General features: G+C 74.5%; 27 protein-coding genes and 3 pseudogenes. 14 read left to right on the top strand and 16 right to left on the bottom strand.

The features are described 5' to 3' along the window. Positions 1-558: 558 nt before the first annotated feature. From ACIBH3_RS09090 to ACIBH3_RS09080, 3 genes are all read right to left on the bottom strand, one after another. Positions 559-885 carry a hypothetical protein gene (locus ACIBH3_RS09090; protein ID WP_396311258.1) on the bottom strand — a complete coding sequence of 109 codons (327 nt, stop codon included), beginning with the start codon at positions 883-885 and terminating at the stop codon, positions 559-561. Between the two features lie 5 nt (positions 886-890). Beyond that, on the bottom strand, positions 891-1664 hold the full coding sequence (locus ACIBH3_RS09085) for a VOC family protein (RefSeq protein ID WP_396311257.1): 774 nt from the start codon (positions 1662-1664) through the stop codon (positions 891-893). Between the two features lie 76 nt (positions 1665-1740). Continuing rightward, the gene (locus ACIBH3_RS09080; RefSeq protein ID WP_396311256.1) at positions 1741-2163 is read right to left on the bottom strand and encodes a VOC family protein; all 423 of its coding nucleotides are present in this window, start codon (positions 2161-2163) and stop codon (positions 1741-1743) included. A 217-nt stretch (positions 2164-2380) separates the two neighbouring features. Here ACIBH3_RS09080 and ACIBH3_RS09075 point away from each other — a divergent pair, with 217 nt between their 5' ends. Then, on the top strand, positions 2381-2665 hold the full coding sequence (locus tag ACIBH3_RS09075) for a hypothetical protein (protein ID WP_396311255.1): 285 nt from the start codon (positions 2381-2383) through the stop codon (positions 2663-2665). Between the two features lie 306 nt (positions 2666-2971). Here the strand turns inward: ACIBH3_RS09075 and ACIBH3_RS09070 are convergent, their stop codons facing one another. Beyond that, positions 2972-4258, bottom strand: a complete 1287-nt coding sequence (locus tag ACIBH3_RS09070; protein ID WP_396311254.1) for a monooxygenase — start codon at positions 4256-4258, stop codon at positions 2972-2974. Between the two features lie 487 nt (positions 4259-4745). On the opposite strand from ACIBH3_RS09070, the gene ACIBH3_RS09065 reads away from it, so the two are divergent. The 4 genes from ACIBH3_RS09065 to ACIBH3_RS09050 all read left to right on the top strand — a co-directional run bounded on the left by ACIBH3_RS09065 (position 4746) and on the right by ACIBH3_RS09050 (position 7079). Continuing rightward, positions 4746-5129, top strand: a complete 384-nt coding sequence (locus ACIBH3_RS09065; protein ID WP_396311253.1) for a hypothetical protein — start codon at positions 4746-4748, stop codon at positions 5127-5129. Continuing rightward, positions 5126-6124 carry a transcriptional regulator gene (locus ACIBH3_RS09060; RefSeq protein ID WP_396311252.1) on the top strand — a complete coding sequence of 333 codons (999 nt, stop codon included), beginning with the start codon at positions 5126-5128 and terminating at the stop codon, positions 6122-6124. Before ACIBH3_RS09065 ends, ACIBH3_RS09060 begins: the two co-directional genes overlap by 4 nt. A gap of 34 nt (positions 6125-6158) precedes the next feature. After that, positions 6159-6593: a roadblock/LC7 domain-containing protein gene (locus ACIBH3_RS09055; RefSeq protein ID WP_396311311.1), complete on the top strand. Its 435-nt coding sequence runs from the start codon at positions 6159-6161 to the stop codon at positions 6591-6593. Between the two features lie 111 nt (positions 6594-6704). After that, complete coding sequence (locus ACIBH3_RS09050) at positions 6705-7079, top strand: hypothetical protein (protein ID WP_396311251.1); 375 nt, start codon at positions 6705-6707, stop codon at positions 7077-7079. 76 nt (positions 7080-7155) lie between these two features. Here the strand turns inward: ACIBH3_RS09050 and ACIBH3_RS09045 are convergent, their stop codons facing one another. Together ACIBH3_RS09045 and ACIBH3_RS09040 are read right to left on the bottom strand one after the other, a co-directional pair. Next, a complete protein-coding gene (locus ACIBH3_RS09045) occupies positions 7156-8058 on the bottom strand; it encodes a hypothetical protein (protein WP_396311250.1) in 903 nt (300 codons plus the stop codon). Further along, on the bottom strand, positions 8055-9107 hold the full coding sequence (locus ACIBH3_RS09040) for an SPFH domain-containing protein (protein ID WP_396311249.1): 1053 nt from the start codon (positions 9105-9107) through the stop codon (positions 8055-8057). The genes ACIBH3_RS09045 and ACIBH3_RS09040 overlap by 4 nt, the downstream gene beginning before the upstream one ends. 208 nt (positions 9108-9315) lie before the next feature. Here ACIBH3_RS09040 and ACIBH3_RS09035 point away from each other — a divergent pair, with 208 nt between their 5' ends. The 5 genes from ACIBH3_RS09035 (at position 9316) to ACIBH3_RS09015 (ending at position 13533) form a co-directional block, all read left to right on the top strand. After that, the gene (locus ACIBH3_RS09035) at positions 9316-9753 is read left to right on the top strand and encodes a hypothetical protein (RefSeq protein WP_396311248.1); all 438 of its coding nucleotides are present in this window, start codon (positions 9316-9318) and stop codon (positions 9751-9753) included. Between the two features lie 109 nt (positions 9754-9862). After that, on the top strand, positions 9863-10468 hold the full coding sequence (locus ACIBH3_RS09030) for a class F sortase (protein WP_396311247.1): 606 nt from the start codon (positions 9863-9865) through the stop codon (positions 10466-10468). A gap of 109 nt (positions 10469-10577) precedes the next feature. Continuing rightward, complete coding sequence (locus ACIBH3_RS09025) at positions 10578-11444, top strand: hypothetical protein (RefSeq protein WP_396311246.1); 867 nt, start codon at positions 10578-10580, stop codon at positions 11442-11444. After that, a complete protein-coding gene (gene cseB, locus ACIBH3_RS09020; protein WP_396311245.1) occupies positions 11441-12202 on the top strand; it encodes a two-component system response regulator CseB in 762 nt (253 codons plus the stop codon). Before ACIBH3_RS09025 ends, cseB begins: the two co-directional genes overlap by 4 nt. Next, a complete protein-coding gene (locus tag ACIBH3_RS09015; protein ID WP_396311244.1) occupies positions 12199-13533 on the top strand; it encodes an ATP-binding protein in 1335 nt (444 codons plus the stop codon). Before cseB ends, ACIBH3_RS09015 begins: the two co-directional genes overlap by 4 nt. Positions 13534-13737: 204 nt before the next feature. Here the strand turns inward: ACIBH3_RS09015 and ACIBH3_RS09010 are convergent, their stop codons facing one another. The 3 genes from ACIBH3_RS09010 to ACIBH3_RS09000 form a co-directional block, all read right to left on the bottom strand. Further along, the gene (locus tag ACIBH3_RS09010) at positions 13738-14385 is read right to left on the bottom strand and encodes an alpha-ketoglutarate-dependent dioxygenase AlkB (RefSeq protein ID WP_396311243.1); all 648 of its coding nucleotides are present in this window, start codon (positions 14383-14385) and stop codon (positions 13738-13740) included. Between the two features lie 75 nt (positions 14386-14460). Next, positions 14461-15627 carry a GNAT family N-acetyltransferase gene (locus ACIBH3_RS09005; RefSeq protein ID WP_396311242.1) on the bottom strand — a complete coding sequence of 389 codons (1167 nt, stop codon included), beginning with the start codon at positions 15625-15627 and terminating at the stop codon, positions 14461-14463. A gap of 103 nt (positions 15628-15730) precedes the next feature. Continuing rightward, positions 15731-16729 (bottom strand): polysaccharide deacetylase family protein, encoded by a 999-nt coding sequence (locus ACIBH3_RS09000; protein WP_396311241.1) that lies wholly within the window; start codon positions 16727-16729, stop codon positions 15731-15733. A gap of 346 nt (positions 16730-17075) precedes the next feature. Here ACIBH3_RS09000 and ACIBH3_RS08995 point away from each other — a divergent pair, with 346 nt between their 5' ends. Continuing rightward, positions 17076-17705, top strand: coding sequence for a pyridoxamine 5'-phosphate oxidase family protein (locus ACIBH3_RS08995; protein ID WP_396311240.1), 630 nt, complete (start codon positions 17076-17078; stop codon positions 17703-17705). Between the two features lie 47 nt (positions 17706-17752). Here the strand turns inward: ACIBH3_RS08995 and ACIBH3_RS08990 are convergent, their stop codons facing one another. Next, complete coding sequence (locus tag ACIBH3_RS08990; RefSeq protein ID WP_396311239.1) at positions 17753-18955, bottom strand: alpha/beta hydrolase family protein; 1203 nt, start codon at positions 18953-18955, stop codon at positions 17753-17755. Between the two features lie 139 nt (positions 18956-19094). Beyond that, positions 19095-19565: a DUF6188 family protein gene (locus tag ACIBH3_RS08985; protein WP_396311238.1), complete on the bottom strand. Its 471-nt coding sequence runs from the start codon at positions 19563-19565 to the stop codon at positions 19095-19097. A 170-nt stretch (positions 19566-19735) separates the two neighbouring features. Here ACIBH3_RS08985 and ACIBH3_RS08980 point away from each other — a divergent pair. Continuing rightward, positions 19736-20029 (top strand): annotated as a pseudogene (locus ACIBH3_RS08980) (ester cyclase); the annotation flags it as partial. Positions 20030-20118: 89 nt separating this feature from the next. Here the strand turns inward: ACIBH3_RS08980 and ACIBH3_RS08975 are convergent. The 5 genes and pseudogenes from ACIBH3_RS08975 to ACIBH3_RS08955 form a co-directional block, all read right to left on the bottom strand. After that, on the bottom strand, positions 20119-21093 hold the full coding sequence (locus tag ACIBH3_RS08975) for an SGNH/GDSL hydrolase family protein (protein ID WP_396311237.1): 975 nt from the start codon (positions 21091-21093) through the stop codon (positions 20119-20121). Further along, positions 21090-22280 (bottom strand): glycosyltransferase, encoded by a 1191-nt coding sequence (locus ACIBH3_RS08970; protein ID WP_396311236.1) that lies wholly within the window; start codon positions 22278-22280, stop codon positions 21090-21092. The genes ACIBH3_RS08975 and ACIBH3_RS08970 overlap by 4 nt, the downstream gene beginning before the upstream one ends. Continuing rightward, on the bottom strand, positions 22277-23599 hold the full coding sequence (locus ACIBH3_RS08965) for a glycosyltransferase family 4 protein (protein ID WP_396311235.1): 1323 nt from the start codon (positions 23597-23599) through the stop codon (positions 22277-22279). The genes ACIBH3_RS08970 and ACIBH3_RS08965 overlap by 4 nt, the downstream gene beginning before the upstream one ends. A 248-nt stretch (positions 23600-23847) precedes the next feature. Further along, positions 23848-24039, bottom strand: a complete 192-nt coding sequence (locus ACIBH3_RS08960; RefSeq protein ID WP_396311234.1) for a YegP family protein — start codon at positions 24037-24039, stop codon at positions 23848-23850. A gap of 102 nt (positions 24040-24141) precedes the next feature. Beyond that, positions 24142-24669, bottom strand: a pseudogene (locus ACIBH3_RS08955) (endonuclease/exonuclease/phosphatase family protein); the annotation flags it as partial. A gap of 60 nt (positions 24670-24729) precedes the next feature. Here ACIBH3_RS08955 and ACIBH3_RS08950 point away from each other — a divergent pair. Both ACIBH3_RS08950 and ACIBH3_RS08945 read left to right on the top strand, forming a co-directional pair. Beyond that, positions 24730-25002: pseudogene (locus ACIBH3_RS08950) on the top strand (recombinase family protein); the annotation flags it as partial. A 795-nt stretch (positions 25003-25797) separates the two neighbouring features. After that, positions 25798-26259, top strand: coding sequence for a hypothetical protein (locus ACIBH3_RS08945; protein ID WP_396311316.1), 462 nt, complete (start codon positions 25798-25800; stop codon positions 26257-26259). The last annotated feature ends 307 nt before the right edge of the window (positions 26260-26566 follow it).

The raw sequence follows: 26566 nt of genomic DNA, 5'->3' as shown, positions 1-26566 counted from the left end.
GAGGGAGCGATCTTCTCGGTCAGGCGTCGGTGGTGCTACCGGAGCACGTCCTACTTTCAGTAGGAAGAGTCCGTTCAACCCGGGCCCGGCGCTCTTCACGTGGTCAAGGCCCGGTGTGGTCGGCGGTTTCCGTCGGTTGCGCCGGGCCTTGTCCGTGTTGGATCGGTCGTCAGTGGGCGGGCCGGGCCTGGAGTTTGGGCAGGGCGGCTGACCTGCTAATGTTTGGTCTGTCGAGAGGGAGCGATCTTCTCGGTCAGGCGTCGGTGGTGCTACCGGAGCACGTCCTACTTTCAGTAGGAAGAGTCCGTTCAACCCGGGCCCGGCGCTCTCCATATGGTCAAGGCCCGGTGTGGTCGGCGGTTTCCGTCGGTTGCGCCGGGCCTTGTCCGTGTTCGCAAGCGCCCGGCGTTCGAGCCCGAAGCCACGGACCGTGCCGTCCGGTGGACAGGCGAGGTGCTGATCGGCAGCTGCGCATCATCGCCGAGACCATCGACCTCGCGCGGTGAGAACCGGGGTGGAGATCTGGCTCCGGGGCGGGTGGGGTGTCCGCCGAGCCGCTCAGCCGGCCACGAACGCCCGGGCCTCCTGTGCGAGCGGGAGCCAGCCCACCGCCGACTCCGGATCCAGCGCCAGCCACTCCCGCATCGGCCGGCCGCCGCGCTCGAAGTGCTCGCCCTCCCCGGCGGTGACCAGCTCCGACACCCGTCCGAGCGGGAGCTTCAGCACCAGCCGGTCGTCCACCAGCATGGCGAAGATCCGCCCGTCGACCTTCAACGCGGCCGAGCCGAACCGCCGCCCCGGCCCCTGCTCGGGCGGCGTGACGCCGGGCAGGCCGGCCAGCGCGTCGACGAGCTCCGCGAAGCGGTCCTCCGGGGAGGCCGGCATGCCGCTCACCAGCCGGTGGCGGCGAGCAGCGAGAACGCCGCGCCGCCGGGGTCCCGGACGACCGCGCGCCGTCCGAACGGGGTGTCCTGCGGCGGCGAGAGGACCTCGCCACCGAGTTCGCCGACCAGCGCCGCGGTCCGGTCGGCGTCGGCGACCGCGAAGGTCGTCGACCAGAGCGGCGGCGTCCCGGGTGGGTAGGGCCCGGGCAGGGCGCCGATCCCGCCCACCGGGCTGCCGGCCACCTTGACGACGGCGTAGTCCGCCGGCGCCTGCGGCTGCGCGCCGTACTCGTAGCCGAAGACCCGCCGGTAGAAGGCCCGGGCCAGAGCGGCGTCGGTACAGAGCAACTCGTTCCAGGTGAAGCTGCCGGGCTCGTTGGCCAGGCCCGAGCCGTCGTTCAGGCCGCCCTGCCAGAGCCCGAAGACCGCGCCCTGCGGGTCGGCGGCGATGGCCGTCCGGCCCTGGTCAGCGACATCGAACGGCTCGGTCAGCACCCGTCCACCGGCCTCGCGGATCCGCCCCGCCACCGGGTCGGCCCGGTCGGCCCGGAGGTAGGTGGTCCAGGCGTCGGTGCTCCGCTCGCCCTTACGGCCGGGCTCGATCCCGGCGACCTGGACGCCCTGGAGGGTGGCGACCAGCCGGCCGTCGGCCGCCGCACCCGTCGCCACGTAGTCCCAGCCGAACAGTTCGCGGTAGAACCGCCGGGCAGCGGCGACGTCCGGGGCGCGGAGGGCGACCCAGCAGGGGACGCCCTCGTGGTACCTGCCGGTCCTCGGCATGGTGCCGTTCTCCTTCCGGATGGAGTGGCGGGGTGGTGGCCGTGGTGGAGATGTCGCCGGCGTTGTGGGTGAGGTCTCAGCCGGCCGTCGCAGCCGCGGGCGGGACCGCGGGCGGGGGCATCGAGAAGACCTCCCAGAGGTGCCCGTCCGGGTCCTGGAAGCTCCGGCCGTACATGCCGTCCTCCTCGGTCCGGTCGTTGAACGGCGCGCCGCCGGTGGCGAGCGCCTTGTCGACCAGCTCGTCCACCCGCTGCCGACCCTCCACGCCGAGGGCGACGATCGTCTCGGCGGTGCCGGTGGTGTCGGCGCGCTCCTTGCCGGTGAACGTCCGGAAGAACGGCTCGACCAGCAGCATGACGTAGCTGTCGGCGCCGATGACGATGCAGGCGCCGTTCTCGTCGGTGAAGTGCGGCTCGTAGCGGAAGCCGAGCCCGGTGAAGAACTCGATCGACCCGGTCAGGTCCTTGACGGGGAGATTGACAAAGATCTTCGTCGACATCTGTGCTCTCGCTCTCGGTCGGCGCCCGGGGTCTCGCGGGGAGTGGCGGGGTGTCCGGCCACCGACCCGTCGGCCGGACATGCCTTCCCAGCAGCCTGGCCGCCGTGGCGCGCCCGCGCAGTGCGGGCGGGCCGGACGGGTGAGGCCCCGGGCGGGCGGGCCGGATCCGTGCGCAGGCGATCGGGCTTCGACACACCGTCAACTCCCGCTGACCCGGATGACCGACCTGTTGCGGGGCGCCCGGATGGGCTACCGCACCAAGCTCAACCTCCAGGTCGGCCACCGCACCTGGACGGGCACCGGCCCGTGGCCCGGCGTCTCGGCCGGCGATCTCCTCAGCGACCGGGACTTCCGGCAGACCTGGGACAGCGCCAGGGCGCAGCCGGGCACCCAGGGCATCCTGATCCAGTACGGCGGCGGCTCCGGGGCCCACGCGCCCGGGCCCGGTCGGGGCCGCGCAGAGCGACCCCTACAGACGGGAGCTCGCGGGCCTGAACGGTGATGCCGAGCGGCGCGAGGGGGCGGCGCGGGCGGCCCTGGCCGACCTGGCGTGAGTGCCGGCCGGCCCGGCGGGGTGTGGGCCCCGCCGGGGCCGGTGGCCAAAACCCGGACTTCCTTGCACCGCCGCTGACCTGGTAATGTTTCACCCGTCGAGAGAAGTCGATCTTCTCTTTGACATGCGTCGGTGGTGCTACAGGAGCACGTCCTACTTTCAGTAGGAAGAGTCCGTTCGACCCGGGCCCGGCGCTCCAATCATGTCCGCGCCGGTGTGTACGCCGATCCGCGCGGTGCGGCTGCTGGCGGCGGATCAGCCGCCCTGCGGCGCCGGGTGATCGGCCGCCCCCGGAGCCAGGGACTGGCCGCCGAACCCGACGGTGCCGGCCAGCTGCTGCTCCCACCAGGACGCCATCCGGGCGCTGTCCATCGACGGCCAGTGCGGGGTCCGTTCCACCTGGGCCCGGCCCAGCCGACGGCCGAGTGAGACCAGGGCCCGGCCGTCCTCGCCGCGGGCGCTCTCGTATGCACTCAGCAGCTCCGCCCAGGAGTCGGCCGCGCGCCAGGCGGTCTCGAAGGCGCAGGCGTCCTGTAGGGCCTTCGCCGCGCCGCTGGTGTTGTGCGGGCGCACGACCGTCGCGGCGTCACCGGCTAGCAGCAGCCGGCCCGCGGTGCGGCGCGGGGTCTCCAGGTCGTAGATGGGCTGGACGAAGGTCCGCTCCCGCGGGGTCAGGCCGAGCACCGCGGCCCAGTACGGTGGGAGGTGGCGGTCGGCGAGTTCGCCGAGGTGGTCGGTCAGTTCGTCGGCCAGGGTGCCCGGCGGGATGCTGGTCGGGTCATCGAGCCGCAGGCCGGCGGTGGGGGGCTCGGCGTACAGCACCCAGTTGACGACCGGCCCTTCCGGCTCGGGGCCGGGGATGCGGTAGAGGATGCACTGGCCGCCGGGGAAGCCGATGGTGGTGGCGTCGGTGCTGGGCCAGGCCTCCGTGGGGCCGCCGTCGGCGGACCGGCCGGAGCCGCCGGGGGAGGGGTGCAGCTCGGCGAGGCGCGCGGCGGGGAAGCTGCCGCGCCAGCAGATGTAGCCGGCGTAGCGGGGCCGGGCTCCGGGGCAGACGGCGTCGCGCACCACCGAGCGGTAGCCGTCCGCGCCCACCACCAGGTCGAAGCGTTCGGTGCTGCCGGTGGCCGGTTCGACCAGGGCGCCGGCGGCGTCCGTGCCGACGCCGGTGACGGTGCTGCCCGGCCGGTAGTCGACCGTCTCCGGTGTCAGCCGCCGCAGTCCCTGCCAGAGCAGGCCCCAGTGGTAGGAGCGGAACGGGAAGGGCTGGTCCCACATCACCCGGCCGAGCCGGGAGCCGTCCTTCACCAGCCAGCGCCGGCAGGTGAGGCGGTGCCAGGCGATGTCCGGGTCCAGGGCGCCCGCCGCCGCCAGCTCGGCGTACCGGTCGTTGTGGACGCAGAGCCCCACGCCGCGGTCCGCCAGTCGCCCGGGCGTGCGCTCCAGCACCACGATCTGCCGGGCCCCGCCGCGTGCCGCGGCCGCGGCGAACGCGCACCCCGCGATGCTTCCGCCGATGACGGCGACCGTGCCATCTCGCATGGCTGTTCCCCTCCCCCTCCCCGAGCCCGCCGTGCACACACGACCATACGGGCCGGGTGGCGGCGTGGGGGCGTGCTGGCGCATTTCGGCCCATCGGCGTGCCAGGGGTGGTAGGAGGCGCCCGCGCGGTGGCCGTACCGGCCCGCCGGCCGCGGGGCTGTGGGTCGTCATCCGGCGACGGAGGGTGACTTCGGTGGCGTGAAACCCGCGCCACCCCGGGTGAATCGGACAACGTGGGTGTGCAGGTGGCGGCTCCGGTGGCGTGCGGTCCGGGCGTCCGGCCAGGTGGTTTTCGGCCGCGAGCGGGGCCGGGTGACGGGTATCGGCCTGGCTGGAAATATTCGCTCAAGCACCGAATATGCCATTGGAATGTTCGTCATACGAAAACCATCAGTAGCCTTCCGTATCGGACTCGCCACTCGACGTGGCGATCGGGGCGCGTGCCCGTCCGCACGCGCCCCGCTGCCCGAACGCCGAAGGAGCCTGTGTGCCAGGTATCGACGAGTGCCTCACCGAGGCGATGACGATCGCCGGCGCCCGTGGTGTGAGCCTGATCGACTGGAGCAGCGGCCTCGCCCTCGGCAGTGCCGGGGACAGTCCGACCGGAGATCACGAGGCGGCCGCGGCAGAGGCAACCGACCTGGTACGCGCGGCTGCTGAGGCTCCGACCTTCGCCGATCCGGTGGAGGTGGGAGCGCCCCTGCAGGACATCATCGTCACCGCCGGCCGAAGCTACCACCTGATGTGCTTCGTCGACACGGTCTTCGACAGCAGGCTCGCCCTGTACCTGTGGCTGGATCGCACCGACGGCAATCTGGCCGCCGCGCGGTTCCGCCTCCAGGCGATCGCCGAGGAGCTGGTCCTCGGATGACCGCGACCAAGGAGCCCACCGCCCAGGTCGGCTTTCGGCCACCGACCTTGCAGGCCTCCCGGGCGCAGCCCTGGGTCGCAACCCCGGCCCGCTACCCGCAGCCCCCCGGGGAGACGGTCGAGCGGCTGGCCGCCGGGCGCGCGACGGGCGTCCTGCGCAGCGAGGCCGGGACGGTCTACCTCGCCGACGGGATGGTGGTGCAGGTCGAGAGCGACCACGCGCCGGGCCTCGCCGCGCTGCTCACCGCGAGCGGCCGGATCACCGCGCAGGCCTGGGCGCAGACGGTCCGTGAGTTCGGCCCCGGCCACCGGGTGGGCCGGGCGCTCATCGAGCAGGGCCGGCTGACCCGCGGTGAGCTGGAGATCTGTCATCTGAGCGCGCTGTACGACGCGGCGTTCTTCACGCTGGGCGCCAGGTCCACGCTGACCTCCTTCGAGCCGGGGGTACGACACTGGCTGGGCCCGGTGCTCCCGGTCGGGGCCCGGCGGCTGCGGCACGAGATGGTCCGGCGCCGGGACATGCTGGAGCGGATCTGGCCCTGGCCGCAGGTGGACACGGCTCCGGTGGTCCGCACCGATCCCGGCCAGGGGTGTGCGGCACCGCTCGGCGCCAGGGCACGCGAGCTGCTGGACCACGCCGACGGGCGAAGAACCCCGGCCGACCTCGCCCGGCTGCTGGGGCGCTCGGCGTTCGCCACGACCGCCGAGGTACGCAGGCTGGCCGCGGCCGGCCTGCTGGTCACCCCGCGGGAGGCCCCGCGGGGCAGCCCGCGGCCGAGCCCGTCCGAGGCGGTCGGCCGGACGGCGGCCGGGCTGGAGCGCCGCGTTCGCGGCGTGGCGCTCGCGGCCGCGCACCCCGGCGCCGGCCCCGCCCGGTCCGACGCGGTTCCCGCGCCGCGTCACCCCTCGCCCGCGGCACTCCCGCCGCTGTCCGTCCCCGACCCGGACGTCGCCCTGCTGACCCGGGTTCTCACCGCACTGGAGGCCCGACTTTGACCCCCTCTCCGCCCGCGACCCCGCTGCCGTGCCGATGAGGCGGGCGCTGAAGCAGCGCGCCGGAAGGAGACACCTGATCGCGCTGGAGACCGACCTGCTCGCGGAGCTGCGCGCGCTGAAGAACAGGGTGCCGCACCTGGCGGGCGGCCTGGTGGCGAGCGTGGACGGCCTGCTGGTCGCGCACGACACCCACGGGACCGAGCCGACGGGGCTCGCGGCGCTCACGGCGGCGGCGCTGGGCCTGGCGCAGCGGCTCGCCGACGCCACCGGCCAGGGCGATTTCAAGGAGTCGCTGGTGCGCGGGGAGCACGGCTACGTGGCGACGTACGCGGCAGGCAGCGTCACCGTCCTGACCGTGCTCGCGCTGCCGGACGTCAACGTCGGGCGGCTGCACCTGGAGGCGCGGCGCTCGGCCGAGCGCGTCGCCTGCCTGCTCGACGAGGCACTCGGCCCCAAGGAGGTGGGCTGAGACCCGGGGCCCCACGGACCCAGAGCCCCACAGACCCGGGTGCCACACACCCGGTGCCATCGCAGATCACCCCCACAGCACCACAGCTGACACAAGGAACCGGAGAACGACATGGTTGACGTTGACACCGCGCTGAGGCAGGCACTCACCTCGATCGAGGGCGCCATCGGCGCGGCTCTCGTGGACTACAACAGCGGGATGGCGCTCGGCACGCTGGACGGCGCCGGTGCGCTCGACCTCAACGTGGCCGCCGCCGGCAACACGGACGTCGTGCGCGCCAAGATGCGCACGATGGACATGCTCGGCCTCAAGGACGGCATCGAGGACATCCTCATCTCGCTGACCAGCCAGTACCACCTGATCCGCCCACTGACCGGGCGCACCGGCAAGGGCCTGTTCCTCTACCTGGCGCTCGACCGCAACCGGGCCAACCTGGCGATGGCCCGGCATCAGCTGACCAAGATCGAGGCCGAGCTGGAGGTCTGAGCCGGGCTGCGCACCGCACGGCGTCCCCCGGCCCCCGTCCCCCGGCCCCAGCGGGCCGGTCCGGGGGCCGGCGGGTTCAGCCGAACAGCCGCAGCCGCTCGGCGGCCACCCCGATGCGCACGCTCTGGCCCCAGGTCAGCTCCAGCGCGTCCGACTCCACGCCGTCGCCGAAGGCGACCAGCTGGTCCGACTCGACGGTCAGCGTCAGCCGGTCGCCCCCGCCCAGCAGCCCCTCGACCTGGTCCGTGCCGGTGCTCGGGGACGGCCAGGCCTCCCGGACGAACCAGGCGAGCGCGCCGGTGGCCGGCGCGGGCAGTCGCAGCCCGCTGTGCCGCTCCAGCCAGGCCGAACGGCACCAGCCGGTCGCGCCGGTGCCGGTGCCGACCAGCACTCCGGACGAGGCCTGCGCCTCGTCCGCGCCGGCGCCGGGCCCGGCCAGCCGGTAGCGGGCCGTCTGGTGGCTGCGCTGGCCGACGTAGATCTCGTTCAGCGCCAGCAGCCGCTGGGTGTCGTCGGCCACGGCCTCGACCATGGTGCGCTCCTCCAGCAGCCCGTCAGCCCCGGGCCCGGCGGCGGCCCGCAGCAGTCCGGCCGCGTCCGCCGCGCGGTGACGCACCAGCACGCCGGGGTTGCGGCCCGGGTCGGTGTCGATGCCGATGACCGGCTGCCCGGAGAGGTACTTGGCGGCGTTGGCGACCAGCCCGTCCTGGCCGGCGACCACCACGACGTCGTCCGGCGCGAACAGGAAGCGGTCCAGGTCGCCGCGCTCGACCCGGCTGCGACGCCAGTCCTGCGGTACCGCCGCGGCCACCTCGCGCAGTGCGGCCGCCGTCCGCTCGTGCCGGCGCTCCACCTCCTCCAGCGCCCGGCCGCGCGAGGAGAGGAAGAACGCGGCCTGGCCGCGCGAGCCGTGCCGGGCCAGCAGTTCCTCGTACTCGGTGCGCCGGTGCACCAGCACCATGCGCGGGGCCAGGGTCATCGGGTGTCCGCCGCCGCGGCGGGGGCCTGGCCGAGCCGGGTGAGCAGCCCGGTGAGCAGGTCGGGGGTGACGGTGAGGTGTTCGATGCTGGGCAGGTGCTCGGCGAGCCGGAGCAGGGCCAGCGCCTTCAACAGCTCGGGCTCGGCCTGCCGGTGGGCCGTCAGCCAGGCCTCCTCGGCGGCGGCCCTGGCCTCGCCCAGCTTGCGGGCGGCTTCGGCCTGTGCGGCGGTGAGCAGCCGGGAGGCCTGCGCCTCGGCGGTGGCCAGCGTGGTGCGGCGGGCGGCCTCGGCGTCGGTGCGGACGGCGTCCGCGGCGGCGCTCTGTTCGGCCTCGCGGCGGGCGTTGGCGCCCTGCTGCTCGACCAGCTGCTCCTCGCGGCGGGCCAGTTCGATCTTGCTGGCCAGCTCGTTCTCGGCGATCGCGAGTTCGCGCTCGACCGCGACGGCCCGCCGCTCGTACGTGGCCCGGTCGGCCTCCTGCTGGACCAGCTCGCGGGCCGGGGTCCGCAGAGCGCGCTCGACCTCGGGCTCGGGGCGCAGCGCGATGACGCGGACGGCGATCACCGCCAGGCCGGTCTCGGTGAGGCGGGGCTCGTCGGCGAGGCCCTCGGTGACCCGGCGGCGTACGGCGGTGACGCCGTCGGTCAGGGCGTCGGCGAGCGTGGTGCGGGCGATCAGGTCGAGGGCGTGCTGCTGGGCGGTCTCGGTGAGCAGGGTGCCCAGCTGGTCCAGGGGCGCGGCGCGCCAGGCGCCCGTCCCGGCGTCGATGCCGAAGTCGACGCGGGTGGCGGCCACCGCGGGGTCGGTGATCCGGAAGGTGAGGGTGGCCTGGACGGTGAGGTCCTGGAAGTCGGCGGTGCGGGCATGGAAGAGCATCGCCAGCTCGCGGTCGTCGACCGGTACCTCGGACAGTGCCGCGCTGAGGGGACGGAACCAGAACGCCAGGCCGGTTCCCTCGTGGGCCACCTTGCCGCCGCGCAGGTGGCGGATGTGGGCGGTGGGGGCGGCGCGCAGGTGCCGCAGTCCGAACCGCCGGGTGATGTCGGCCATGGGATTGGCCCCCTTTCTCGTCTGCCTGACGATAACTGCCCCTCCCTGTTATCGTCAATGGGACGAGAAGGATCGTCGATCACTGTTACAGAGTCGCCGGGCGGCTGTTACGGAGCCGGCGGCAGACCGTGCGGAGCGCTTCCTACCTTCAAGGACGTCGGCTTCCGGCCAGCAGGGTCGGAGGCGGCGCACACCCGAAGGACTTCAGATGTCACGTCGCACCACCGCCCGGCGCTCCCTCCGTCTCGCCCTGGTCACCGCCGGCGCCGCGGTCGTCCTGGCCGGCTCCGGCTCCGCCGCCTTCGCGGACGGCGGCGCCCCGGCCCCCGCCGTCGCCGGCGCGGGCAGCGGAGCGGCCCCCGCCGCGCCGGCGCCCGCCACCCCGTCACCCGCCGTGTCGGGCAAGGGCGAGCAGCCCAAGCCGGCGGCCACCCCGGCCACCCCGGTGGCTACCCCGTCCGCCCCGGGCGCCGGGACGCCGGCCTCCCCGCAGGTACGCGAGGTCCCCAAGGGTGGCGCGCAGACCGGTGAGGCGTCGACCGACCGCTCCGCCGTCACCTGGGTGGCCGGCACCAGCCTGGCCCTCGCGGGTGCGGCCGGCATCGGCTTCGCCGTCGTCCGCCGCCGTGCCGGCGCACAGGGCTGACCGGAACCGCCCCGGCCGGCGCCCCTCGTGGGCGCCGGCCGCGGCGGCCGGCACCCTGTCCCTCGTCCTGTCGGCGCTGATCCTCGTGCCGGGCCCGCAGCACCCGGCGGTGCTGATCAGCACCGTGGGCGCGCCCCCCGAGGCCTCCGCGTTGCCGCCCGCCCCGGCCCCCTCAGCCGAGCCGCCGGCACCGTCCGCACCTCCCGTCCCGCCCGGACCCGAGCCCGCCGCGCCGAACGCCGTAGCCGCCCCGGCGCCCCCGCCCGCCCGGCTGCTGATCGCCCGGCTGGGGATCGACGCCCCGGTCGAACCCGCCGCCCTCAACGGCGACGGCAGCGTCCAGGTCCCGCCCGCCGACCGGCCCGGGCAGGTCGACTGGTACCGCGGCGGCCCGGCCCCCGGCGAGGTCGGACCGGCCGTCCTGCTCGGCCACTACGACACCCGCAAGGGCCCGGCGGTCTTCCACCGCCTGCCGCAGCTGCGGGTCGGCGACCGGATCGAGATCCGCCGCCAGGACGGCAGTGCCGTCACCTTCCGGGTCCGGACGCTGGGGCAGTACGCCAAGGGCGCCTTCCCCACCCAGCTGGTGTACGGCAACACCGACAGCCCGCAGCTGCGGCTGATCACCTGCGGCGGCACGGTCGGCTCCGACGGCCACTACAGCGACAACATCGTCGTCCTGGCCGACCTGGTCGGCACCCGGCCGGCCGGCTGACCTCCCGTCACGGGAAGCAGCCGGCCGGCCGCCGCCCGGCGTGTAGCAGACTGAACCACCGATCCGGCGCGCCGAGCGCCGGCCACCACTCCCGAAAGGCACCACCCGCGTGAGGACATGGCTCAGCCGCACGGCTCCGGCGTTGGGCGTCCTGCTCGCGGCCGTGGCCGCCACCGCCCTGACCGGCTGCACCTCGGCCGGCGGACTGCACGACGCCGGGGCCACCCGCCCCCTCACCAGCCGCCCCAGCCCGGTCCAGTTGTGGCCGGCCGCCGCCGTCTCCCAGACCCCCACCCCGGCGGTGACCAGCCAGCCACCACCCACACCGATACCGGGCATCACCGCACCCGGAGACGACATCCAGCGCGTCGACCCGCCCGCCGTACTGGCCCAGGACCCGGCCATCAAGGCGGACGAGAAGGCCGCCCTGGCCGGCTGCACCGGCTGCCTGGTACGCCCCGCGCAGTACCGCGACCTCACCGGGGACGGCCACGACGAGCTGCTCACCGCGGTGCTGACCGGTGAACAGCGGGCCTTCCTGCACGTCTACACCCTGCGCGAGCGGCAGGTGCTGCCCATCCTGGCGCTCCAGGTACTGCCGGGCTTCACCGCCGACACCGTCGGCGCCGACCTCGTCGTGCGCGAGCCCACCAACGAGGTGACGGTGACCAGCAGCACCTACCGGTGGGACCTCGGCCGGCTGGCCTTCCGCGACCGCCAGATCAAGTCGAGCGGACCCGCCGCGGACGTCCCCGGCTGCCCGGCCACCCCCGCGCCCGACCCGTCCCCGCCGGGCAACCACCCGCCCGCGGCTCCCTCCCGTACGCCCGCCCCGATCAGGCCGAGCAGCCCGCTCGGCGGCTCGGGATCAGGCGGCGCCCCCGTGCCGACCCCGCCCGCCGTCCGGGCCACCCCCGCGCCGCCGGCCGTGCCCGGCGACCCGGCTCCCGTGCCCACCCCGGCGAGGCGCTCATGACCGCGCCCGCCACCGGCACCCCGCACATCCTGCTGGTCGAGGACGACGAGATCATCCGGGAGGCCACCCGGATGGCGCTGGAACGCTACGGGTTCCCCGTCGACACCGCCGCCGACGGCCTGGAGGCACTGGAACGCTTCCGCGCCCAGCCACCCGACCTGCTACTGCTCGACGTGATGCTGCCGCTGCTCGACGGCGTCGGCCTCTGCCGGCGGATCCGCGAGGAGAGCCAGCTGCCGATCCTGATGATGTCCGCCCGCACCGAGCCGATCGACGTCATCTCCGGCCTGGAGGCCGGCGCGGACGACTACATCGTCAAGCCCTTCGAGACCGCCGTCCTGGTCGCCCGCATCCGCACCGTGCTGCGCCGCACCGGCATCCCCGCGAGCGGCGCCGCGCCCGCCCCGCCGGCCGCCGGCGCCCACCCGGCCGCCGCCGCGCCCCCGGAAGCACTCCAGCAGCAGCGCGGCATCCGCTCGATCGACGGCTTGGAGGTCGACACCGAGGCGATGGAGGTCCGAGTCGCCGGACGGCCCGTCCCGCTCACCCCCACCGAACTCCGGCTGCTGCTGGAGTTCACCGCCGCCCCCGGCGTGGTGCTGGAACGTCAGACCCTGCTCGAACGCGTCTGGGACTACGCCTGGGGCGCCGACACCCGGGTGGTGGACGTCCACGTCCAGCGCCTGCGTGCCAAGATCGGCGCCGACCGGATCGAGACCATCCGAGGCTTCGGCTACAAGCTCCGGCGGGTCAGATGAACCTCCGCCGTCAGATCGCCGTCACCGTCGCCGTGGTGTCCTGCCTGGTCGCCCTCACCGTCGGCGTACTCGTCCACCAGGCCTCCGTCCGCCAGCACACCGAGCAGGCCCGCAGGTCCGCCGAGCGGGCGCTCGACTCGCTGCTCACCGGCTACAACCGCACCGGCGAACTGGTCGGGTGGAGCGCGCGGGCCGACGACCCCTGGCTGCCGGAGCAGCTGCGCCGGCTGGCCGGTCAGGGCCGCCAGGGCTCGCAGCTCGGCCCCGGCCCGCAGGGCACCACGATGTGGGCGGCGGCCGGCACCGGCGACCTGGTGCTCTCCGTCCGGGTGGACTACGCCGAGGACGAGCGGGCCATCGCCGACCTGGACCGGACGATCCTGATCTCCGCCGCGCTCTCGGTGGTCGTCACGGTACTCGCCGGGGTGCTCGCCGCCGACCGGATCAGCAGCCGGCTGCGGACCGCCGCCCGTACCGCCCGCACCATCGCCGACGGCGACCTCGACGCGCGGATCGGCCCGCTCGGCCGCGCCCGGGACGAGGTGGCCGAACTGGCCGCCGCCGTCGACTCGATGTCGGCGGTGCTGCGCAGCAAGCTGCAGAACGAGCAGCGCTTCACCGCGGACGTCGCGCACGAGCTGCGCACCCCGCTGACCGGGTTGCTCACCGCCGCCGAGCTGCTGCCGCCGGGGCGGCCCACCGACCTGGTCCGCAACCGGGTCCGCTTCCTGTGCAGCCTCACCGAGGACCTGCTGGAGGTCTCGCGGCTGGACGCGGGGGCCGAGACCCCCGAACTCGGCGTCGTCCCGCTCGGACCCCTGGTGGAGCGGATGGTGGAGCGGATGGCCGCGGCCGCCGGACCGAGCACGCGGGTACGGATCGAGGGCGTCCCCGCCCTGGTGACCACCGACCCGCGCCGGCTCGACCGCATCGTCGCCAACCTGCTGGCCAACGCCCACCGGCACGGCGCCGGGCCGGTGGAGGTCCACGTCACCGGCCGGTCCGTGACGATCCGTGACCACGGGCCGGGCTACCCCGAGGACATCCTGCGGGAGGGCCCGCAGCGGTTCCGGACCGGCGCGCAGGAGCGCGGCCGCGGCCACGGCCTGGGGCTGACCATCGCCCAGGGCCACGCCGAGACGGTCGGGATCACCCTGCGCCTGCGCAACGACCCCGGCGGCGGCGCGGTCGCCGAGCTGCTGCTGCCCCCGGGCGAGCCGGAGCCGGAGCCGGCCGCTGCCGAGGCCGGGGGCAGGGCCGGGGACTTCGCCGAGGCCGGCGCCGAGGCCGCCGGCCTGCCGCAGCCCCGGCGGACGGGTGGGCGGCGCTGACCGGGGCGGGTGCGCGGAGCGGGTGCCGGACGGTGCCCGGGCCCGGGACGTTGCCCGGCTCACGGCGCCGCCCGGCCACAGGCCAGGCGTCCGGGCGGGCGCCGAGACCGACCGGCATAGGGGCCTCGCCGCTTTCGTCCCCGGCCGCCCGCCGGGCCGAGCGTCGCCGTGGCGCTCGGCGACAGCTTCATCTCCGACGCGGGCTCAGGCCACGCCGCGCGGACGGAACTGGATGCTGATGCGCGGCCCGACCGGGCGGGTGGTCTTGGGGATCGCGTGCTCCCAGGTGCGCTGACAGGAGCCGCCCATCACGATCAGGTCGCCGTGGCCCAACGAGTGCCGCACCGCCGGGCCGCCGCCGTGCCGGGGCCGCAGCAGCAGCGCCCGGGGCTCCCCGACCGACAGGATCGCGACCATGGTGTCCTCGCGCTCCCCGCGTCCGATCCGGTCGCCGTGCCAGGCCACACTGTCCCGGCCGTCGCGGTAGTAGCAGAGCCCGAGGGTGCGGAACGGCTCGCCGAGTTCCCGCGCGTAGTGCTCGCTCAGCTCCCGCCGGGCCTGTTCCAGGACGGGGTGCGGCGGGGCGTCGCCCTCGCCGAAGTACGAGAGCAGCCGTGGTACGTCGACCACGCGCTCGTACATCTCCCGCCGCTCGGCCCGCCAGGGCACCTGCTGCACCAGCTGCTCGAACAGCTCGTCCGCCCCGCCGAGCCAGCCCGGCAGCACATCGAGCCAGGCGCCGTGCCCCAGCACCGTGCGCCGCAGCGCCCCGAGCGGCCGCAGCCCGATCTCCTCCCCCTCGCCGGTCGCACCGAGAAGGTCGAAGAGCGAACCCTGAAGCTGGACGGTCATGGATCCAGCCTACGCCAACAATCGAACGTATGCTCGAATGGACGCTTCGGGGCACCCGGCCCGGGCGTGATCGGCTCAAGCGCCGGTCCCGGATCGCCCTGTAGCGGCCCGGCGGGCCAGCAGCCGGTGGCGCAGGCCGAGCAGCGCCCCGCCGGGGCCGTGCGGCACCAGCCAGGAGACGTCCTGCCGGTCCACCGCGCCGAACCGGTACTTGTACGGCTCGGTGCCGCGCAGGAAGTCGAAGGTGCGCAGCCCCTGCTCGGCGCAGGCCCGGATCGACTCCGAGATGACGGCCGTGCCGAGCCGCAGCTCGGCCCAGCGCGGGTCCCAGCCGATCTGGTAGTAGGAGAAGGTGTCGCCCCACCGGAACCCGTACAGCGCCCCGACGATCTCCCCGTCGTGCTCGGCCACCAGGAACGCCGGCCCGTGCCCGTGCCCCGGTGCGTGCCCCGGCCCGCCTGCGGCGGAGCGCTCCAGCAGCCGGGCGTGCAGCGGGCGCCGGTGGCGGTCGAAGGTGGTCGCGCGGCCGAGGGCGTCCCGGCGTAGGCGGTGCAGCCGTAGCACGGTGTCGAGCAGGGCCGGGTCGCCGGAGCCCGGGGGGACCCAGCGGAAGGTGACCCCGGCCGCGGCCAGCCTGCGTCCGTACCGCCGCAGGGTCGAGCGGAACTGACGGGAGCCCAGGGCGTCCGCCCCCGCGGTGAGGTCGGCCCTCGGGCATGGGCCGTGGGCCACCGCGCGGGCCCGGGACGGCAGCAGGTCGCGCTGGCCGGGGTCGAGGTCGGGCAGCCAGAGCGAGCTGCCCCGGGCGCGTTCGGTGAGCCAGTCGCGTACCTCGGCGCGGCATCCGGCGCGTACGGCGAAACCGCAGTGATCGGCGGCGCCGGGCCCGGAGCCCAGCGCGGTGAGACAGGGCACGGAGAGCGGCGCCCTCGGGTGCAGCCGCTGGGCGGTGCGCAGCAGCGGCACGACGGCCTCCACCTCGCCGTCCGCGCCCCGCCAGACGGCGATCAGGCCCGCCCCGGCCGCTGCGCCGGAGCCCAGGGTCTGCCACCAGGACAGCACCCAGTCGGGGGTCATGAACCAGGACCCCCGAGGGTCGGCGGTCACCAGCTCCCGCCAGCCCTCGACCAGCCGGGCGGGGAGCGCGGGTGAGTGGTACAGCTGCGGACCCGTCCGGCTCCGACCACAGTGGTCCGTCCCGTCGCCCGTCGCGCCGTCGTCGGTACCGCCCGTCAGGTTCATCGCCCGCCCCCTCGGCGGGCCGGCGGCCCGCGCTCGTCCAGCTGATCCGCGCGCCCGCAGGCGACCCCGCAGGCACCCCCGTCCGCCCGAGGCCCCGGCGTCGTCAGCTGCCGCCGCGCAGCCGGTGCACCGCCGGGTGCAGCCCGGAGAGAATCGTGTCGAAGCGGTGCCGGGTCGTGGTCGAGTTCACCCGAAGTCGGCTGATACTCAGCGGTGCGGGCGGCAGCAACGGCGCCTGCCGGTGGTCGAACAGGAACCCCAGTCGATAGCCCAGCTCGCGCAGCACCCGCTCCGCCGTCGGGTCGGCGTTGCCGTTGGGGTAGGCGAAGGCGGTCGGCCCGGCGCCCAGCAGCTCCGCCAGCAGCTCGTGCGCTCCGGCGACCTCGCTACGGACGGTGGCCTCGTCGCAGTGGTCGAGGCAGGCATGAGTCAGGCTGTGGTTGCCGATCTGCACTCCGGCGTCGCGCAGCACCAGCAGCTCCGCGCGGGTCAGTTGCGGGTGCCGGGGTGCCTGCTGGACGGCGCTGGCCCGCAGCTGCTCCAGGCTCCGCCGGCGATCCGCGTCCGGCAGCGTCTTCAGCCGCCGGACGACTCCGCTGGGCGGGCAGCCGGCGAGGGCGGCCGCCGTGCCGCCGCGGGCGGCCAGGAACGCGGCCTCGGACCACCAGAACGGCTGGTCCCCGTCGATGAGGCGGGCCACCACGAAGGCCACGGCGGGGATCCGGTGCCGGGTCAGCAGCGGCAGACCCTCGGTGAGCAGGGTGCGGTCGCCGTCGTCGAAGGTGACCAGCACACTGCGCGGCGGCAGCGGGCGTCCTTCGCCGACGGCCCGCTCGACCTCGTCGAGCGAGACGACGTGGGCCGTCCGGATCAGGCGCTCCAACTGTGCGGCGAGGCTCTGCGGGTCGTCGACGCCGTGGTAGGCGAGCACCGCGAGCCGGCGCGCCGCCGTCAGCCGGAAGAGCGGCTGGAGCGGCGAGTTGCGCAGCAGGGTGTCGAGCCGGTCCCGGCGGGAGCGCGGTGTCCGGCGGCCCGGTTCGGGCGGGGTGGTCCGGTGGGAATGCCGGCCGGCGGCGTCGTCCTGGGCGTCCTCTGCCAACACGCTTCCCCCTGTGCTCTCAGCGCGTGCGGGGTGCGGGCCCGCCGCCGGACGGCGCGCCGCACGGGGCTCGCGGCCCCCGCCCACTATCCCGCATTCTGGTAAAGGCCGGAACGCCGTGCGCGAGGATCGGTCACTCGGACGGCGTTCACGGCCGGCCGCATGGCGGTTGCGGCGCTTTGGCCTCCTCTTTCGTCCGGCGCGCGGTGGCCGGGGAGGGGCGCTCGGCGCCCGGGTAGGCGCCCCCGGTCGTACGCATGAGTGAATCTCGGCGCGGTCGCGGTGGGCGTTCTGTGAAGATCGGTCGAGGCGTCAGGCCCCCGGGTGGGTAGCGGGGTTCGCTGACGCCATGCCCGAGCCGCAGCCAGCCTCCGATCCCGCCGCCGCACCGACCGCCGGACCGGGGTCGGACGCCGGACCGCCCGGTGACGGACCGCTCTCGGCTCCCGGCGCCGGCACCCCCGCCGAGCGCGAACCGGTCGCGAGCCGCCCCCACATGCCCGGGTACGGCATCCTGCCCGCCGACCGTGGCACCGGACTGCTTCCGTGGTCCTGGGCCCGGCAGCGGCTGACCGACTCGCACGACTACTGGGTGGCCACCGTCCGTCCGGACGGCCGCCCGCACGTCATGCCGGTCTGGGGCCTCTGGCTCGACGGCGCGCTCTGGTTCAGCAGCAGCCGGCGCTCGCGCAAGCTGCTCAACCTGCTGGAGCGGCCGGACTGCGTGGTGACCACCGACGACCCGTTGGACCCGGTCGTCCTGGAGGGCAGCGCCGAGGTGGTGAGCGACCTCGCGGTGATCGCCCGCTTCCTGGACGCGCTCAACGCGAAGTACGGGACGGACTACCGCCCCGACTTCCTGGACCTGGCGGTGAACGCCACCCTCAGGGTCGACCCCGACCAGGCGATCGGCATGCTGCACGGCGACTTCACCGGTTCGCCGACCCGCTGGCGCTTCCGGCCCGGACCACCCCGCTGACGACCCCGGCTGCCCGCAGACGGGGGCGGGCAGGCGGGCGCGTCCGCTCAGGCGTTCCGGAAGACGACCTCGGGATTGCCGGACGAGGCCCCACTGAGCAGTGGCTGGGGTATGCCGCGCAGGTGCAGGTCGAAGAACGCGCCGACGTACGCGGTGGTGATCTGCCCGGCGCGAGGGCCCGGCAGCGGCTCGGTGGGGTCGTTCAGGCCGAGCTGGCTGCCGAGCATCGGCAGGTCGGTGAAGCTGAAGTGTCCGGCGCCGGCCACCGTCAGCCAGCGCTTCCAGCCGTCCAGGCGCCGCCAGTCGCGGTCCCAGCTGGTGTCCGGCCCGCCGGGGCTGTGTTCGGACTCGGTGCCGAGCAGCAGGAACGGGCGCCGGCCCAGCCCATCGGCCGGGATCGGCACCTCGGTGGGGCCGTCCAGGTCCGCTCCGGCCCGCACCCTCGGGTCGCCGATCATGGTGGCGGCGGTGGCCATACCGCCCATGGAGTGCCCCGCCATGCCGATCCGGTCCGGGTCGATCATGCGGGCCAGGCGCCAGTCCGGGTGGCGCCCGGTGAGCCGGTCGAGCAGGAAGGACACGTCCTTCGCCCGGCCGGCGGCGATGGCCGGGCGGCCGACCTCGGCCAGCTTCTCGCAGGCGGCGCAGGTGAGCACCCGCCCGCCGGGGAACTCGGTGCCGACGGACTCGTACGCGTGGTCCACCGCCGCGACCACGTAGCCCCGGCTGGCCAGGTCCTCGGCGAGGACGGTCAGTGTGGCGCGGGAGACCGAGAACCCGGGCGAGAGCACCACCAGCGGGAACCGGCCGGGCACCGGCGGTGCGTGGTCGCGCGCGTTGGTGCGGGTGGCGCTCAGCGTGGTGGCCGGGACGGCCTCGGCCAGCCCCCGGTCCTCCAGCAGCAGCCGCGCCTCCTCGGTGGAGAGGTAGCGGGCCGGGCCTCCGGTGCCGGGCCTGGCGGGGTAGTACATCGACACCATCAGCTCGCGCGGGCCGGCTGCCGGCACCCACGGGTCCGTCCGGCTCCGGTCGACGAGATGCAGGGTGTCGCGCCCGACGGGGTGCGGCCCGCTGGGCCGGGGCAGGGCCAGCCGGGCACCCGTGGGATCGGCGGGGGCGGCGGCGGTGGAATCGGTGGCGGCGAGCGAGGACGGAGTGGCGAAGGCCGTACTCGCCCCGGCGCCCACCAGGGGGAGTGAGAGGCCGAGCGCGAGCGCCACGGAGACGGCCGCACGGCGGGTCGTGTTCATGCGAACCACGCTAGATTCCGGCGCCGACCGCGCACATCACCCGTGGGGGACAGCTGAGCGGACGCCCGGTCCTCCGGTGGAGTGACCCGACCCTGGGCGGACCCTGAGATACCGTCAGCCTCGCGGACGATACGGGGCCTCAGCCGACCGGCCAGACCACCTCGCCACCCTGCAACGCTGTGCAGACGGGGCCGTGCGGGGTGAACACGCTCCACGGCGCCCGGATCGCGTCCGGCGGCACGGACAGCGTGTGACCGTCGTCGAAGGCCAGCTCCAGGCCCCCGGCCATGGTGGTCCGTGCCAGCTGCACGGATCGGCCGACCAGCCCCAGCAGCGACTCGGACGGCTCGAAGGTCAGGTCGGGGTAGAAGTGCTCGACCTCCGCCGGCCCGGCGAACCGGAACGCGTTCTCCACCCGTACGGTGACCGGGCCCCGCGCGCCGGACGCCCCCGGAGCCCCCGGTCCTGGAGCACTGCTCCCCGGAGCCGCCGCCCCCTGGATCCCCGGCCCCACCGTGTCCGGCCCCGTGAGCATGATGTCCAGCTGCACGCCGCCCTTGACCGACTCCACCCGCCGGCCGGCCAGGACGTCCCCGATCGAGTTCTGCATGGCCCCAGTGTGGCCCAACCGGGTGTCCCCGGCACCGGTTACCGGACATGCCGCCTACCGGCGACCGGACGGCCCGGAGGCTCCGGCCCCGTGCCGGACATACGGATGGCGGGCTTGGCCGAACGGGTGGACGATTCGAGAAGGGGCCGAACTCGCGTCAGGAGACAGCCATGACCTTCGTCCAACTCGTCGAGTGCCGTACCGACAAGGTCGACGAGATGAACCGCCTGATGGATTCCTGGATGGCCCAGACCCAGGGCCGGCGCACCGCCACCCACGCCATGATGGCCCGGGACCGGGGTGACTCCCGGCACCTGGTGGAGATCGTCGAATTCCCCTCCTACGAGGAGGCGATGCGCAACTCCAACCTCCCCGAGACGGACCGGATCTTCCGCGAGATGGTGGCGCTCTGCGACGAGCCGCCGACCTTCGTCGACCTCGACGTGATCCGCGACGAGCGAATGTGATCGAGACGACCGTTCGCGCCGTTCCGACCATTCCGACCATTCGGACAGCTCTGACCGATCCGGCCGCCTCGCGTCCGTCCTGACGCTCAGCCCCGCCGCGGGTCGCCGGGCAGCCCCGCCAGCGCGGTGCCCGCGGCCCGGGCCATCTGCTCGTCCAGCCGCGCCGGGGCGCCGCGCAGTCGTGCCACGCTCTCTGCGGCGGCGAGCGCCAGCAGCCCGGGGATCAGGTCGGTGCTGCGCTCGGCCACCCAGCGGGTGCCGCGGGTGGCCATCCACCACGCATCGGCCAGCCGGCCCGGTGCCGGCTCGCCCGGATCGGCGGCGGGAGCCGGCCCGAGGGTGTGGCCGGCGGCGCGCAACCGGGCGTGGAAGCCCTCGGCGATGAGGTGATGGCCGGCAGCGCTGGGGTGCAGCCGGTCCACGCTGAGCAGCCGGCGGTCGGCCGACCACGGCAGCTCGGCGAGGTGCAGGTGCACGGCCCCGTACCGGTCGGACAGGGCGTGCACCACGCGGTTGACCGCGAGCATCCGCCGCGCGAGCGGACGGGCCAGCGGCTTCGGCAGTCGCAGCAGCAGCCCGGGATCGGGCAGGCAGGCGGTGAGCAGCACGGCCCCGTCGTGGTGCAGCGCGTGCAGGACGGTGTCCAGCTCGCGCGCGGTGCGGTGGATGTCGAAGCCGGTCCGCAGGGTGTCGTTGCCGCCGATCACCACCGCCGCCAGATTCGGCCGGAACTCGCGCGCGGCCGGTAGCTGCTCCCGTGCCAGGTCATGGCTCAGCGCTCCGCTCCGGGCCAGGTTGCTGAACGTGGCAGGGTCGCCGTCCACGGCCAGTGAGCGTGCCAGCACCGCCGCCCACCCGCGCCAGCCGCCCTCCGGGCCGGGGTCGCCGACGCCCTCGGTGAGGGAGTCCCCGAGCGCGGTGAACCGGACCGGCGCGCGCCGTGCCCGCCGGGCGTGGTCCACGCCGTCCGGTGCCCCGCCCTGGGCCGGGACCTGCGGACGCTCGGCCACGGCGCCGCCCCGGGCCGGGTGCTGCGCCCCGGCCGTCCGCCCGGCGCTCACACCGGCCCCCGGAGGCGCACCGCAGTGGCGGGTTCCACGGCGCCGGCGGCGCTCTCGGTGGCGTCGGCCGCCGCTCCGTGAGCGGCGAGGAAGCCGGCGACCGCCGCCGGCCAGCCGTACAGCTCCGCCCGCGCCCGGGCCGCCGCCCGCCGCTCGGCCTCCGGGCGGTCGAGCAGCTCGTGTACGGCGTCGGCGAAGCCCGCGCCACTGTCCTCGGCCACCGCCCCGGCCGCGCCGACGAGTTGTGGCAGCGCCGAGGACCGGCTGACCGCGACCGGCGTCCCGCAGGCGAGGGCCTCCAGGGCGGCCAGCCCGAAGGTCTCCACCGGGCCGGGCGCGAGCACCGCGTCCGCGCAGGCGAGCAGCGCGGCGAGGTCGGAGCGGTCCGCGACGTGCCCGAGGAAGTGCACCGGCAGGCCGCGCTCGCGCGCACGGGTCTCCAGCCGGGCGCGCAGCGGCCCGGCGCCGGCCACGGCCAGCACCGCGTCCGTGCCGCGCCGGCGCAGTTCGGCGAGCGCGTCCAGGGCCCGGTCGGGCCGCTTCTCCGGTGACAGCCGGGAGCAGAGCACCAGCAGCACCTGCCCGGGCCCGGCGTGGCGGGCCCGCCGCCCGGCCGCCGGTCGGGGCGTCAGCCGGGCCAGGTCCACGCCGAGTGGCACCAGCGCCACATTGCGGGCGCCCACCCGGCGGAACTCGGCGCTCGCCCAGTCCGTGGTGCACAGCACCGTGTCGTACGCGCGGGCGGTGCCGCCGTTGAGCCGGTCGGCCACGGCCCGCGCGGCCGGGCCGGGCAGGCCCCAGCTGCCCAGCAGCCCGGTGGCGCTCTCGTGCGAGACCATCACCGACCGTACGCCGTGCCGCCGGGCCCACCCGCCCGTCCAGCGCAGCGTGCTGCGGTCGGAGACCTCCAGCCGGTCGGGCGCCAGATCCGTCAGTACGCGGGCGACGGCCTTGCGGTCGGTGAGCACCCGGTATCCGCCGCTGCCGGGCAGCACCCGGCCCGGCAACGTGATCACCAGGCCCTGTCCGGTGTGCTCCTCGTGCCGCCCGGGGCCGGGCACGACCAGGACGGGGTCGTGCCCGGCGGCCAGGTACCCCGCGCCGAGGTGGCGCAGCGCGGTCCGCAGGCCGCCGGAGACCGGCGTCACGAAGTTCGCCAGCCGGACGATCCGCAGCGGGCCGCTCATGCGGGCAGCTCCTCGATCACCACAGGAACCACAGGAGCCACCAGTTCCTCAGGTACCACTGGCTCCTCAGGTGCCACCGATGCCGCGGGAGCCATCGGCGCCACGGGAGCCCGCGGTGCCGGTGCCGGCACCGCGGGACGGGCGGCCGCGACCCCCGGCAGCGCGACACCCGCCCCCACCCCGCGGTGCTCCGCGAGCACCTCCGCGTAGTGCCGCAGCAGCCGATCGCCCACCGCCTCCCAGGTCCGCGCGGTGACCTCGGCGCGCCCGGCGCGCCCGTAGGCCTCCCGTCGCCCGCCGTCGGCTGCCAGTTCGGCCACCGCCCGGGTGACGGCGGCGCCGTCCCTCGGCGGCACCAGCAGGCCGGTGCGGTGGTGGGCGACCAGGTCGAGCGGTCCGCCCGCCGCCGGGCCGATCACCGGAAGTCCGCTGGCCATCGCCTCCTGGATGGTCTGGCAGAACGTCTCCAGCGGTCCGGTGTGCACGAACAGGTCCAGCGTGGCGAAGCAGCGGGCCAGTTCACTGCCGGTGCGGCGGCCGAGGAAGACCGCCCCGGGCATCGCCGCCCGCAGCTTGGGCGCCGAGGGGCCGTCCCCGATGACCACCACCCGTACGCCCGGCAGGGCGCTGGCGCCGGCCAGCAGGTCGACCCGCTTCTCGGGGGCGAGCCGGCCCACGTACCCGACCAGCACCTCCCCGCCGGGGGCGAGGGCGCGGTGCAGCGCCTCGTCCCGGTGGCCGGGGTGGAACCGCGCGGAGTCGACGCCGCGCGGCCACAGGTGCACCCGGGGCACGCCGTGGGCGACCAGGTCCTGGGCGGCGGGGGTGGACGGTGCGAGGGTGCGGGCGGCGGCGCCGTGCACGGCCCTGATGCGGTGCCAGGCCGCCGCCGAGCCGAGGCCGCGCCCGACCCGGTAGGCGCCCGCGTACCCCGCGAGATCGGTCTGGTAGACGGCGATGGCCGGCAGCCCCAGTTCGCGGGCCGCGGCCATGCCGCGAGCGCCGAGGACGAACGGGCTGGCCAGGTGCACCAGGTCGGGCCGGAACTCGGTGAGTGCGGCGGTCAGCTGCCGGCTCGGCAGGGCGATCCGGACCTGCGGGTAGCGGGGCAGCGGTACGGAGGGGACGCGTACGACGGGCAGCGGGGCGGCTTCGGGCCCGAAGGAGTGCGGCGGGCAGTGCGCGCCCCGGGCGGGCGCGGGAGTGATGACGAGCGGTTGGTGGCCCCGGCGGACCAGGTGTTCGGCCGTCCGCAGCACGCTGTGGGCGACGCCGTTGACCTCGGGCGGGAAGGATTCGGTGACGATGGCGACACGCATGCCATCGTTGTCTCCAGGCCCGGCGTGCGGGCGGCCAAAGGGATCTGTCGTACAAACGAACGCGCGTCGGCGATTTTGCGTCACGGCCTGGCCGGAACCCGGCCGGAAGCCACGTCCGCCACACCACACCCGCAGCCGCCCCGCCCGCACGAGGCCCTTCGCACGAGGCCCCACGCAGGAGGGCCCACACACGAGGGCCCCCGGCCGGACCACCCGTGCGGGCGGTCCGGCCGGGGGCTCCGGAGCCGTCAGGAGCTGCTGGACGCGGACTCCCTGAGCTCCGCGTACGGCGCGAGCTTCCTGATCGACTCGATGCTCTTCATGCACTCGTCCTTCGACTCGTACGGGTCGCCGGTGACGATGACGGATCCGTTGCTCGCCTTGAGCCGGAACCGGTGCATGCCGCTCTCGTCGGTGTAGAGCTCGAACTTTCCTGCCATGGGAGTGATCACCTCTCGGTCGGTAGCCCCCCAGCGCAACGTAGGCCGAGCGCCGCGGCCGCGCATCCCGGAGACCGTCGGACGGGTGCACCCCCGGCGGTGCTAGCGGGCCGTCAGCGGGTAGTGGTCGGAGAGGTCCCGGTAGGTGTAGCTGGTGCCCCAGCTGGTGACCGTCCACGGTGCGCTGTGGGCGTGCACGACCTCGTTGTTCCAGTTCACCGGCCGTGCGTGGTCGGCCCGGTAGAGGACGTAGTCCAGGTCCTCCTTGGGCTCGCCCGGGTAGCGGTAGGCGGCGATCGAGTTGTCCACCGTGTCGAAGGAGTTCGCCCAGCCGGTGCGGCTGTCGGCGGCGGCGACGTTGGCGTTGCTCAGCAACGAGGGGTACTCGGAGCCGTGCGAGTCGATGTTGAGGTCGCCCGCGATCAGCACCGGCTCGGCCGCCGGGATGTTCTTGCCGTCGATGAACGAGCGCATCGCGCGCAGCTGCGCGGCCCGCACCGAGGCCGGCTGGCCGCTGCTGCACCCGGTGTCGGTCGACTGCAGGTGGGTGCCGATGACGTGCGTGCGCAGCCCGTTGACGTTGAGCACGGCGTAGACGAAGCCCTTGTTCGACCACCAGTCGGCGCCGCAGGGAGTCTGGACACCCCCTCACCTGAGGCAGATACTCCAGCATGAGAGACAGGGGCGGTTGTGGCTAACGACGAAGTTGATCTGTACTTGCGGAAGTCGAAGGTCGTACGCATCGGGGACCCTCGCGACCTAACATCGATCCAGGCGCAAGAGGACGCGGGCAGAGCGTGGGCGGCTAGGGAGGGCCGGCGGGTTCGGCACGTCTGGGTAGACAACCTGTCTGCGTGGTCTGACGTCAGGCGCCCGGAGTTCGACGGGGCGCTGTCTGCGGTACTCAGCGGGGAAGTTCCCACGCTCTGGTGCTTCGCAATGGACCGCTTCACGCGTAAGGGCATCGACGACATCGGCCCCGTTCTGGGGAAGGCCCGCGTCGTCTTCCACTACGAGGGGCTTGACAGCTCCGTGGAGCGGGACCGCCGTTGGATCATCGACCGCGCGGAGCAGGCGCGAGAGTTCGCCGTCCGCCTGTCCCACAACATCCGCACGACCAAGGCCGCACAGCGCAAGCGTGGTCAGTGGGGGGCTAGAGCTCCCTACGGGTGGTACGCGGACAAGAATCGGAAGTTGCATCATGACCCGGTCGCCTGGCCCATCGTGATGCACATCTTCAAATGCCTGGCTATGGGCTTTCCCGCCCGAACCATCTGCAAGGGGCTCAACTCAGGTCCGAACCCGGTCCCCTCCCCTAGCGGGCACCGGTGGCAAGTGTCGACGGTTTCCGTCATGGCCTACCACCCCGTGCACGAAGGATGGCAGATTACGCACCTGGCGGACCGGCCCAAGAGCCATCCGATCCCGTACAGGGACGCGGACGGGCAGCGGGTTAGCGTGCTTGCAGAAGGGGTGACCCCTGTGCCGGCTGAGCTGGTTCTCAAAGCGCGTCAGAACCTCCGCGGACACATGCGGCACCGCGGGGAGCGTGGCGTACCCAGATTTCATCTGCTGACGGACCTCGCAAAGTGCGCGGGATGCCGGGGATCAGCCGGAAGCGATGGGCGTAGCCACCTGTGCTCGCGCCACAAGTCGCTCCAGCACTGCCCAGCCCCGGTGTGTGCCCCGAGGAACGGACTCGAACAGTACGTACTGCGCCGGTGGGTCGCACGTATGACCAATGCGGACCCTGACGACATGCTGGTGATCATCGCCGCAGAGCGCTACACGGGTCTCCAGCATCCGGAATCAGCGGAGGCGCTGTCGGAGGCGCTTGCCGCTCTGGCGACCGCGCAAGCGTCGGTTCAACGGCTCGTGGAACAGCAGGCAGCTGGCCTCTACGAGCCGCCGTTCGACGCGCACCTTCCGCGACTCCAGCAAGAGGCCCGCGCGGCCCTGACGAAGGCACACGAAGACGTCGCGAAGGCCACACCGAAGCGACTGAACGTTGACTTCCTGTTGGACGAGGAGATGGCCTGGGCGGCATGGGACGCCGCGGATAACCAGCTTCGGCGAGACCTGTTCCGCCTCGCCATTCGCAGGGTCGTAGTAAGCAAGAGCGCTCGGGGAGTTCGGACTTTCAACGGCGACGGGCGGGTAGAGATCCATTGGCTTGACGAGCCGGATCCCTGGGCGCCGACCGTACCGACCCCGCGGTAGCCCCGGGAGGCGCGCCGAAGAGGTCCCCGATGTGCCTCGTCAGCGAGGCTCGTCCGCCTCCACCGCCCGTTTGTGCGGGCGAGCATCTGTGATCAACCTGTTGCCTGCGGGTCCGGACTGGCCAAAAGTGCCCAACCAACCCCCTCTTTCTACTTCTCTCTAACGCGGGATAGATGGAATAGGAAAAGGCCAAAACTCTGACCAGTCTGGCCCGCAGGGACGACCTGGGTAACGGTCAGATAACGCTCTTGGCTGCCCTGGTGATCAAACCGGGACAAACGCCCCCCGTCGGCCCCACAGGGCAAAC

Source organism: Kitasatospora sp. NPDC050543, assembly GCF_044457565.1.
Classification (GTDB): Bacteria; Actinomycetota; Actinomycetes; order Streptomycetales; family Streptomycetaceae; genus Kitasatospora.
This window is presented reverse-complemented; position numbering and strand designations above follow the sequence as displayed.

Bases quoted from the DNA above. Each gene is read 5' to 3' on its own strand.
- ACIBH3_RS09090 (WP_396311258.1), bottom strand. From the start codon at position 885: ATGCCGGCCTCCCCGGAGGACCGCTTCGCGGAGCTCGTCGACGCGCTG.
- ACIBH3_RS09085 (WP_396311257.1), bottom strand. From the start codon at position 1,664: ATGCCGAGGACCGGCAGGTACCACGAGGGCGTCCCCTGCTGGGTCGCC.
- ACIBH3_RS09080 (WP_396311256.1), bottom strand. From the start codon at position 2,163: ATGTCGACGAAGATCTTTGTCAATCTCCCCGTCAAGGACCTGACCGGG.
- ACIBH3_RS09075 (WP_396311255.1), top strand. From the start codon at position 2,381: ATGACCGACCTGTTGCGGGGCGCCCGGATGGGCTACCGCACCAAGCTC.
- ACIBH3_RS09070 (WP_396311254.1), bottom strand. From the start codon at position 4,258: ATGCGAGATGGCACGGTCGCCGTCATCGGCGGAAGCATCGCGGGGTGC.
- ACIBH3_RS09060 (WP_396311252.1), top strand. From the start codon at position 5,126: ATGACCGCGACCAAGGAGCCCACCGCCCAGGTCGGCTTTCGGCCACCG.
- ACIBH3_RS09055 (WP_396311311.1), top strand. From the start codon at position 6,159: ATGAGGCGGGCGCTGAAGCAGCGCGCCGGAAGGAGACACCTGATCGCG.
- ACIBH3_RS09050 (WP_396311251.1), top strand. From the start codon at position 6,705: ATGGTTGACGTTGACACCGCGCTGAGGCAGGCACTCACCTCGATCGAG.
- ACIBH3_RS09045 (WP_396311250.1), bottom strand. From the start codon at position 8,058: ATGACCCTGGCCCCGCGCATGGTGCTGGTGCACCGGCGCACCGAGTAC.
- ACIBH3_RS09040 (WP_396311249.1), bottom strand. From the start codon at position 9,107: ATGGCCGACATCACCCGGCGGTTCGGACTGCGGCACCTGCGCGCCGCC.
- ACIBH3_RS09035 (WP_396311248.1), top strand. From the start codon at position 9,316: ATGTCACGTCGCACCACCGCCCGGCGCTCCCTCCGTCTCGCCCTGGTC.
- cseB (WP_396311245.1), top strand. From the start codon at position 11,441: ATGACCGCGCCCGCCACCGGCACCCCGCACATCCTGCTGGTCGAGGAC.
- ACIBH3_RS09015 (WP_396311244.1), top strand. From the start codon at position 12,199: ATGAACCTCCGCCGTCAGATCGCCGTCACCGTCGCCGTGGTGTCCTGC.
- ACIBH3_RS09010 (WP_396311243.1), bottom strand. From the start codon at position 14,385: ATGACCGTCCAGCTTCAGGGTTCGCTCTTCGACCTTCTCGGTGCGACC.
- ACIBH3_RS09005 (WP_396311242.1), bottom strand. From the start codon at position 15,627: ATGAACCTGACGGGCGGTACCGACGACGGCGCGACGGGCGACGGGACG.
- ACIBH3_RS08995 (WP_396311240.1), top strand. From the start codon at position 17,076: ATGCCCGAGCCGCAGCCAGCCTCCGATCCCGCCGCCGCACCGACCGCC.
- ACIBH3_RS08990 (WP_396311239.1), bottom strand. From the start codon at position 18,955: ATGAACACGACCCGCCGTGCGGCCGTCTCCGTGGCGCTCGCGCTCGGC.
- ACIBH3_RS08985 (WP_396311238.1), bottom strand. From the start codon at position 19,565: ATGCAGAACTCGATCGGGGACGTCCTGGCCGGCCGGCGGGTGGAGTCG.
- ACIBH3_RS08970 (WP_396311236.1), bottom strand. From the start codon at position 22,280: ATGAGCGGCCCGCTGCGGATCGTCCGGCTGGCGAACTTCGTGACGCCG.
- ACIBH3_RS08965 (WP_396311235.1), bottom strand. From the start codon at position 23,599: ATGCGTGTCGCCATCGTCACCGAATCCTTCCCGCCCGAGGTCAACGGC.
- ACIBH3_RS08960 (WP_396311234.1), bottom strand. From the start codon at position 24,039: ATGGCAGGAAAGTTCGAGCTCTACACCGACGAGAGCGGCATGCACCGG.
- ACIBH3_RS08945 (WP_396311316.1), top strand. From the start codon at position 25,798: ATGCTGGTGATCATCGCCGCAGAGCGCTACACGGGTCTCCAGCATCCG.